The organism is Polaromonas sp. P1_E1_2 (assembly GCF_056406035.1).
Genome location: NZ_JBFUAZ010000147.1, coordinates 1 through 7,964, shown reverse-complemented (window position 1 = coordinate 7,964; position 7,964 = coordinate 1). Strand labels below are relative to the sequence as shown.

Annotated in this window: 9 protein-coding genes; 4 read left to right on the top strand and 5 right to left on the bottom strand. The window is 60.9% G+C overall.

Features of this window, described 5'->3' with window-relative positions; genetic code table 11:
- From AC1D1P_RS09340 to AC1D1P_RS09330, 3 genes are all read left to right on the top strand, one after another.
- A partial coding sequence (locus AC1D1P_RS09340; RefSeq protein WP_477672770.1) for a GMC family oxidoreductase occupies positions 1-580 on the top strand: 580 nt, incomplete at its 5' end.
- Positions 577-1,605: an NAD-dependent epimerase/dehydratase family protein gene (locus tag AC1D1P_RS09335; RefSeq protein ID WP_477667867.1), complete on the top strand. Its 1,029-nt coding sequence runs from the start codon at positions 577-579 to the stop codon at positions 1,603-1,605. The genes AC1D1P_RS09340 and AC1D1P_RS09335, both read left to right, overlap by 4 nt.
- Positions 1,593-2,273, top strand: a complete 681-nt coding sequence (locus AC1D1P_RS09330) for a serine O-acetyltransferase (RefSeq protein WP_477672769.1) — start codon at positions 1,593-1,595, stop codon at positions 2,271-2,273. The genes AC1D1P_RS09335 and AC1D1P_RS09330 overlap by 13 nt, the downstream gene beginning before the upstream one ends.
- On the opposite strand, the gene AC1D1P_RS09325 is transcribed toward AC1D1P_RS09330, so the two are convergent.
- The gene (locus AC1D1P_RS09325; RefSeq protein ID WP_477667869.1) at positions 2,232-2,999 is read right to left on the bottom strand and encodes a WecB/TagA/CpsF family glycosyltransferase; all 768 of its coding nucleotides are present in this window, start codon (positions 2,997-2,999) and stop codon (positions 2,232-2,234) included. The genes AC1D1P_RS09330 and AC1D1P_RS09325 overlap by 42 nt on opposite strands.
- A 41-nt stretch (positions 3,000-3,040) precedes the next feature.
- On the opposite strand from AC1D1P_RS09325, the gene AC1D1P_RS09320 reads away from it, so the two are divergent.
- A complete protein-coding gene (locus tag AC1D1P_RS09320) occupies positions 3,041-3,445 on the top strand; it encodes a VanZ family protein (RefSeq protein ID WP_477667870.1) in 405 nt (134 codons plus the stop codon).
- Here the strand turns inward: AC1D1P_RS09320 and epsG are convergent.
- The 4 genes from epsG to epsL all read right to left on the bottom strand — a co-directional run.
- Positions 3,432-4,331 (bottom strand): chain length determinant protein tyrosine kinase EpsG, encoded by a 900-nt coding sequence (gene epsG, locus AC1D1P_RS09315; RefSeq protein WP_477646209.1) that lies wholly within the window; start codon positions 4,329-4,331, stop codon positions 3,432-3,434. The genes AC1D1P_RS09320 and epsG overlap by 14 nt on opposite strands.
- Complete coding sequence (gene epsF, locus AC1D1P_RS09310) at positions 4,328-5,725, bottom strand: chain length determinant protein EpsF (protein ID WP_477667871.1); 1,398 nt, start codon at positions 5,723-5,725, stop codon at positions 4,328-4,330. Before epsF ends, epsG begins: the two co-directional genes overlap by 4 nt.
- 3 nt (positions 5,726-5,728) lie before the next feature.
- A complete protein-coding gene (epsE, locus tag AC1D1P_RS09305; RefSeq protein WP_477672768.1) occupies positions 5,729-6,754 on the bottom strand; it encodes a polysaccharide export protein EpsE in 1,026 nt (341 codons plus the stop codon).
- Positions 6,720-7,964: XrtB/PEP-CTERM-associated polysaccharide biosynthesis outer membrane protein EpsL (epsL, locus tag AC1D1P_RS09300; protein WP_477672767.1), on the bottom strand; the 1,245-nt coding region annotated here is incomplete at its 5' end. The genes epsL and epsE, both read right to left, overlap by 35 nt.

Below are 7,964 nucleotides of genomic sequence, written 5' to 3'. Positions count from 1 at the left end.
TCTGGACACCACGGCTTTCCTGGCCCATTGGCTGGCCAGGCGCTCCTTCGCTGAACGCAAATTCCCGTCAGTGATTCTGCGCAACCGCACCAACCGCTTCAGCCTTGAAGTTCATGGTGAGCAAATACCCCAAGCCCACAGCCGGGTCACACTTGCCGGCACTGTCGATGCGCTGGGCATGCCTCGCCTGAAGGTGGATTGGCGCTACAGCCAGGCGGACATCGACTCCGTCCGCAAAACCCTGGACGTGATGGCTGAAGAATTCGCGCGCAGCGGAAAGGCCCACTTCGACTACAACCGCCAGACCCTTGAGGACGACCTCGTGCGCTTCGGCGCCTACGGGGGACACCACATCGGCACCGCACGCATGGGCGATGACGTGCGCACCAGCGTGGTCAATGCCGACTGCCAGGTTCACTCGGTGCACAACCTGTTTGTAGCCGGAAGCGCCGTTTTCCCTACGTCAAGCCAAGCCAATCCGACTTTGACCCTGATTGCCATGTCGCTCCGGCTGGGCGACACGCTGTCGCATCGCTTGCGTGCAGAGCGGACACCGATCCAGTTGAAGGAGGCCGCATGAAGGTACTGGTATTGGGAGGGTCAGGCCACATCGGCAGGCGCCTGCTGGAAATGCTGCACGGCACTTCGTGGGCGATCCCCACGGGAGCGTCCAGACAGAAGAATCTTTCGAACGGCACGGAAAAGTTGCGGGCCGAATGGCTGGAACTAGATACCCGAGACGCTGGGCAACTTGCGGTGGCACTAAAAAACTTCGACGCGGTTGTTAACTGCGTGGCGGGCGATGCAGCGTCGATTTCTGAAGGCATGCACGTCCTGGTCGACGCCGCGCTCAAGGCAAACTGTCCGCGCATTGTTCATTTGAGCACCATGTCGGTTTATGGCCCTGCAGAAGGCCTTATCCGTGAGGGTGCGCCACGTGATCCCAGYCTGGGTTGGTACGGCCGTGCCAAGTGCGAAGCGGAAACCAGTCTGGAGGAATTTACCCGTCGCGGCGGTGCAGCCGTGATGCTGCGGCCAGGCTGTGTTTTTGGCCCTGGCAGTGAACTCTGGGTCGGACGCATCGGCCGATGGCTTCAGTCCGGGCGTCTTGGCGACCTTGGCATCGCTGGCGATGGTTGGTCCAATCTTGTCCACGTGGACGACGTTTGCCAGGCTCTGCTGGTTGCGCTGCAGCTGCCGGTGGCTCCAGGCGAGTTGCCGGCTTTCAATCTGGCTGCGCCGGACAGTCCTCGCTGGAACGACTACTTTGTTGACCTGGCTCTCGATATCAGGGCAACGCCGGTGAAACGCATCGGCCGGCGCCAGCTGAGCGTGGACTCCTGGGTAGGTGGCCCACCACTCAAGGCAGCTGAGCAGGCCTTGAAATTTCTTGGCATCACCGGCCGGCGGCTTCCCGATGCGTTGCCACCGGGATTGCTCCGTTTGTGGTCCCAGCACATTCAACTCGACTCGCAGGCAGCAACGGAACAATTGGGATTGGCGTGGACACCTTATCGTACCGGTGTGCATGACTCGGCCCGGTGGTTCCGTACCGGGGCATCAACCAGCGGCCAAACCATGGAAAAAATAGTATGCCTTCCCTGAAAGCCGATATTCACCGGAAATTTGGACGATCCGACGGGCATCTGGCATTGAAAGGCGCCCTTCTGGATCCGGCATTTCGCGTGGTGGTCACCTTGCGTCTTTGCCAGGCAGCCCAGCAACTGCCGCCTGCATGGCGCTGGTTCGCGATGGTTCCTGCACAGCTGCTGTACCGACTGACAAGCCAGCTGGCGGGGATCGAAATACCCTGGCGAACCACCATTGCGCCCGGACTTGCACTCACCCATGGCCGCGGCATCGTCGTCAACGCGAACGCACGTATCGGCAGCAACGTCACGCTGTTTCATGGCGTAACGATCGGGCAGCGGGATTACATTGACAGTGAAGGCCGGCGGAACACCGTTTACCCGGTGATTGAAGACGATGTGTGGATCGGGCCGCACGCGATTGTAGTGGGCGGCGTGACTGTGGGGAAAGGCAGCAGGATTGCCGGCGGAGCGTATGTCTTTGAGAACGTCCCCCCCTACAGCGTGGTGATGGGAAACCCCGGGCAGATTGTTAAAACCCACTGCACACCGGATGTAGACAACCGCTACGCGCCGGTAGCCGTAGACGAAGAAAGCCAGCACTCGCGGCCGCAACGTCAATCGCTCGCAGTGAATGCCGGATCAGCGTCGGTTCAGCGAGGCCAGGCGCAAGGCCCGCGTTAAAAATAGCGGATTGCCTATCACGTAGCGCTGAAACAACCGGCGCGGCTCCAGCGCCAGGCGAAACAACCACTCCAGACCGGCCCTCTGCATCCACAGCGGCGCTCGCGGTGTCTTTCCACCCAGAAAGTCAATGATGGCTCCGCCGCAAACGATCAGGCAGGGAAAGTCCAGCAAGGCACGCAGTCTGGCCGCCACTTCCTCCTGCCGGGGCATTCCCATGCCGAGCACGATCAGCGCCGGTTGGTGCTGAACTGCCAGCAGGGCGTATGCCTCAGCATCCAGGAAGCCATCGGCTGCAATAAGCTGGCTGTGGGGAGCCAGTTCCTGCTGGACACGCAGCCGGCCCTTGGCCAGATAGGGATCACGTGTACCAAACAACGCAATGCGGCGGCCGTCAAACGCCCGGATCAGTTGCGGAATGAAGTCCGTCCCATTGAGATTGAGGCCGGGCTGCATCCGCAGCAATTTAAACAGCGTTGCCATGCCGGAGCCGTCCCTGAGCACCAGGTCGGCCGAATGCATTGCCTCAAAAAAAGGAACCGACGCCACCATGGAATTCATCGCATGCGCATTGGCGAAAGCCAGTACCTGCGGCCTTGCAGGGTGGCTAAGGGACGCCAGCAGTGCCTGGCTGTCGACAGGGCTTTGCACCCGCTCAATCTTTTCCACCAGTAGCGACCAGCGCTGGCGCCAGTCAGCAGGGCTGTCAAAGGAAGAACTCAGCATGGCCTCACCCATCCATCCTCCGGCATGACAAAATCATGGTCATGTTGAACACCGTAACCCCGGGCAACCCCTTGCGCACCCTTCGCATCCTGGCGGGCATCACCGTCGTCCTGACGGCCGCAGCGCTTTACATTCTTGGCGCGCAGCCCGTTGCCGTTGGGCTGTTCCCTGCGCCTTGGGACAAACTGGCACATCTGCTCGTCTTTGGCATGGTGGGCGCGGCTGCCGGTATTGCAAGCGGAACGCGCGGCTGGCGCATGGCCCTTTGCTGCGTAGCCAGCGCCGTCATGGTAGGTGCCATGGATGAGTTGCATCAGGCTTTCCTGCCGGGCCGGACAGCCAGCTGGTCTGACCTGGCAGCGGACGCCGCAGGCGGGCTTCTGGGAGCCGCCGCGCATGAGGCAGCCTATCGGCTGGGGGCTGGCCGCTTCTTCAGGCATCGTTAAGCACGGAGCCCACCAAAGCCACGCCGAACTCCCGCAGACTGTGGGTGAAACGGGTCATTTGCGGCATGGAACTCATGTTCTGCCTCGCCACAACCAGAGCAGCCCCTGCGCGGACGGCCACCGTGTGCGCATCGGCACATTCGCTGGCAGGCGGGGTGTCGATGATGATGACGTCAAAGTCCTCGCCCAATGATTGCAGCAGTTTGGAAAATTCCTGCCGCCCAAGCAGCTCCTGCGGATTAGGCGGAATGACCCCCGCAGGCAGTACCGACAGATCCTGCAGGGCCGGTATGCTGATGACCGCTTCCGGCCCGGCGCGGCCAGCGAGCATGTCAGACAGGCCCGCAGTCGCCCCAAGGTTAAAAAGCTGGTGCTGCCGTGGCGTCCGCATATCCGCGTCGACCAGCAAAGTACGCTCCCCGAGCTGTGAAAACACGATGGCCAGGTTAGCCGCGATATAGCTGCGCCCTTCTTTCGCGCCGGCGCTGACAATCGCCAACCCCCGGCGCTCGGCCCCGGTGTCAAACCAGCGCAACATCAACTGGCTGCGCAGCGCACGCAACTGTTCAACCGGCTGGCTGCCCGGCTGGTACGCCGCCACCAGCTCCCGGCTGAGCTTGGTTTCATTGGCAAGGTAGGGATAGTCAAACTGGACCGAGAGGGCAAAACGCACATCGTCGTCACTCAGCAGGCCCAGGGCCTTGCCGGAATCGCCAAAGCGCAAGCCACGGTCCCGTTGAAAATGGAGGATACGTTCGGCATCCGGAGGCGACAGCCGACCTGCATCCACCAGGATTGTCCCCATGGAGCGGCCGGCACCCGTGGCCGGTTTGCTGGGAACTGTCAGGGGAACCGATCGGATCGTCGGAGCGTTGTTTCTATTCATGCTGTCCCTCCATTGCCTAGCATCAGGCGGCGCGAACCGGGAAGCCTGCCGCTTCCTCCATCCGAAGAAATGCTTGCCAACACAGGCAGGCCCAATATCTGCACAAGGTCTTCGGCAGAGCGCACGCGGCGGTTGGCCAGTTCCAGCAACAATCCGCATGCAATGCCGAGCAACGTCCCGCCAAAAGCAGCGACCAGCAGATTCACCAGCAGTTTCGGGCTCGAAGGGTTGACAGGAGGCGTTGCCATGTTCAGCCGCACAACATTGGTCTGGTTGCTCAGGCTCTGAAGGCGTGTCTGCGATGCACTCTGGCTGACAGCCTCAAAAGCGCGCTGGGCCGACTCGACATCGCGGCGATATACATTGAGCTCGTCCCGCTGCTTGTTCAGTTCGAGGACACGCGCTTTCTGTGCACCCACCGCGGCCTGCAGTTCACGCTCCCGGTCTTTGCCCACGCGGTAGGTTGTTTCGATGGATGCTGTGATGCGCGCAGTTTCGGTTGCCAGCCGGCTTTTCACAGCGGCCAGTTCGGATTCAGCGCGTTGCCGCTCAGGGTGATTAGCCCCGAGGCGCACACTGATTTCCTGTACCTTGGCCTCCAGCCGCGAAAGATCGGCCTTCAGGCCATTGATCAGGGGACTCTGCATGACTTCAGCGACGGTATCTCCGCGGGAGCTGCGTTTGCTCTGGCTGTCGGTAGTCTCGCCCTGCACAGTCGTGAGCTGGGAAGAAATTTCCCCCAGCTTCGCAGTCTCGTAGTCCACACGCTCGTCACTGCTGACAATACCGGCCTTCTGCTGGTACTCCGACAGGCGCGCCTGAGCCTCCTCAAGTTTCGCGCGAGATGCCTTGGTCTGATCATCAAACCATTCGGCGTAGATCTTGGCAGGTTCCGTCTTTAGCGACAGATTGGTATCGAGATAGGCCTGGGCAAAAGTATTGGCCGTAGTGGCGGCGACATCCGGATCGCTGCCCTTGTAGGTGATGTTGATCACGTTGCTTTCGCGCGCGGGCCGTACATCCAGTCCCTTCTGCAGGGACTCAGCCAGCCAGCTCTCCAGCGACCCGCGTCCATCGGTGGCCTCAAGCCAACGGGCTTTGGTGCGCGGATCTTCATCCAGCTTGAGCATTTTCACCACGCGCTGGGCCACACGGTCACCGCCGATGATGTCCACCTGTGTCGCCATGTAGCTGGGTGCGACCAGGCCGGGCAAGGCCGCGCCGCCGGCAACCGGATCAGGTGAACGCACGTCAACCAGTACGGCGGCCTGGGCGGTGTACTTGCGGGGAAGCGCGAGGCTAACGGCCAGCGCGGCCAATATGGCCACCAGCATGACGAGCACAACAACCCGATAACGGGCCCGCAGGATCAGCAGGAATTGATGGAGTGTCATGATTTAAAAGAGGCTTTCACGAACATAGATCACATCCTCGGCGCGAACGGGGTCGGTGAGCCGGGGGGTTGTTTCCACGACCTTCCCCGCCGCGTCGCGGCGATGCAGGCGCAGCCGGTTTTCACTGCCGCGCACCGTGGGTCCGCCGCCCTGGGCAAGCGCCTGCATCACGGTCATGCCCCGCTCGATGCGGTACGGTCCGGGGCGCTGTGCCTCGCCGTAGATATAAAACATCGGCGCCTTGTTGACATACAGCGTGTCTCCGCCCGCCAGCACAATGTCTTCATCTGATTTCTCGTTCAGAAAGAGTGCCGGAATATCAATCACTTTCCGAAACGGCTTACCCTCACGCTGGCCGGTCAGGATCAGTACATCGTCACCCGTAGGGGTCACACCGCCGGCAGCAGCCAGCATGTCGCTGACACGGGTGTTGAATGTTTCCAGGGGGAAACGGCCCGGGCGGCTTACCTGCCCCAGCACGGCGACCTGATTGCCCCGTACCTGCCGCAGGACGATGTTGACCTGCGGTACCTTAACGAAACCGCCGGTGCGCAAGGCATCTGCAATTTTCTTCTCGGCCTCTCCAATCGTCAGGCCACCCAGCTGAACGCTGCCAATCAGGGGATAGCTGATCACGCCRCTTTCAGATACCCGTGCGTCGACCGAGAGATCCGGACTCTGGTACACCTGCACGCCAATGGAATCGCCGGCGCCCAGGCGATAGTCCTGGTTGGTCGGCACAGCCGCAGCACCGGCAGCAGCCGGTGCAACGGGCGCAACCGGAGCTGTCACTGCAGCAGACTGACTTGATGCGGCCGGCTGGGCGAACGCGGGAACCGTCATCGCCAGAAGCAAGGCCAATAAGACCGGAGGAAAGTTACGAATCATGAATTTCATCTTGTTGTCGCCTTTTCGGAAAGCAAAATGTCTGTAAAGGACGCCGCAGGCTGGGGCCACGCCGGCGCCTGAAAGCGGGGTTGGTTGAAGGATTCCATCAAAAGCTCGCTTGTGCTGAAAGACCAAAGGCATTGCTGGTGTAGTCAAAACCCGGCTCAGTGGATTTGCGCCTGTCGCGCTGCACTGAAGCTATCAATTTGAGGGCACGCAGCGCCTGCCACTCAAGTGCCAGGGAAACCAGATTGCTGGTGTCGTGGCGGTCCGTTGCGGCAAAGCCCGGCAAAGGCCCCCGGAAGTCGCGTGCGCCGTGGTCATAGCGCAGGTGAACGGCCGTCTTCTCGCTGGGCTTCCAGGTCGGCGCGATAAAGAAGCGATAGCCTTCGTAATAGCTGGCTGTAGAAGTCTGATAGCTGCCCAGTTCCCGCACCAGGCCTCCGGCAAGGCTTGTCTTTGCCGTGATGTTCCAGGTCGCATCAAGCTGGCCGGTAAAACCCGAAAAATCCCGCGCAGCCAATCCATCGTGCTCGCGGTCGAGGTGGGACAAGCGCGCCCGCAGGGTGGTTTTTCCGGTCGGCGCCCAGTCCAGCCGAACCTCATGCTCAGTATCCGTAAAGCTCCCCGCAAACGTTGGCGACGGCACCCGGCCCGGATAGTCACCGTTGCCCCGCTTATAGCGATAAGCCATGGAAGTGTTCGAGGGGAAGACATAGCGTACGCCGCCCTCGGCTCCCCGAATTCGYGAGTCGCCTTCAAAGGTGAAGGGCTGGCTGCTGGTGCTGGTGCGTTCGAAAAGTCCGCCAACCAGCCGCCACGCACCATCGAGCTCGTATTCCGCATCAAACACGGTCGAGCGGTTGGTCCGGCGATTGAGTTGACCTGAGTTCTGGACGTCGGCCGTGTTGTCGACAAATTCCCGCCGGTCGGAGGTCAGGTTGCCATGCAAGGCCGGCGTAAAACTCCAGCGCCAGGCRGCGGCGTAATTCACCGCGGTGAAATCAAGATTGGAAAAGCGGCTGTAATGATGGTCTTCGACCCCAGCGTCGAGCTCAAATCTCTGAAGCCCGAAAGGCTTGTTTATCTTAAAACCTGCTGTCGTCACCGAAACTGTGTCCGCGCGGTCCGTGGTTCCTATCAATGCCTGGGCATTCGCTGTATCGGACAACCGGAAGACATTGCTGTCGTGCGTGACGGATTGCCCGGCCTTGAACTGAAGGGTGTCAAGCTCATCGGCATGCACCGCCAACGGAAACAGGCTCAGCAACAAGAGCGGAATGGGAAGGAGGTCGCGGTGAGGCATCAGCTGTCCTTTTTTTGCTTTTAGTAAGCCGCACTGTCCTTGAAG

Excerpts from the sequence above, each read along its gene's own strand:
- AC1D1P_RS09330 (WP_477672769.1), top strand. The coding sequence starts at position 1,593 with ATGCCTTCCCTGAAAGCCGATATTCACCGGAAATTTGGACGATCCGAC.
- AC1D1P_RS09325 (WP_477667869.1), bottom strand. The coding sequence starts at position 2,999 with ATGCTGAGTTCTTCCTTTGACAGCCCTGCTGACTGGCGCCAGCGCTGG.
- AC1D1P_RS09320 (WP_477667870.1), top strand. The coding sequence starts at position 3,041 with ATGTTGAACACCGTAACCCCGGGCAACCCCTTGCGCACCCTTCGCATC.
- epsG (WP_477646209.1), bottom strand. The coding sequence starts at position 4,331 with ATGAATAGAAACAACGCTCCGACGATCCGATCGGTTCCCCTGACAGTT.
- epsF (WP_477667871.1), bottom strand. The coding sequence starts at position 5,725 with ATGACACTCCATCAATTCCTGCTGATCCTGCGGGCCCGTTATCGGGTT.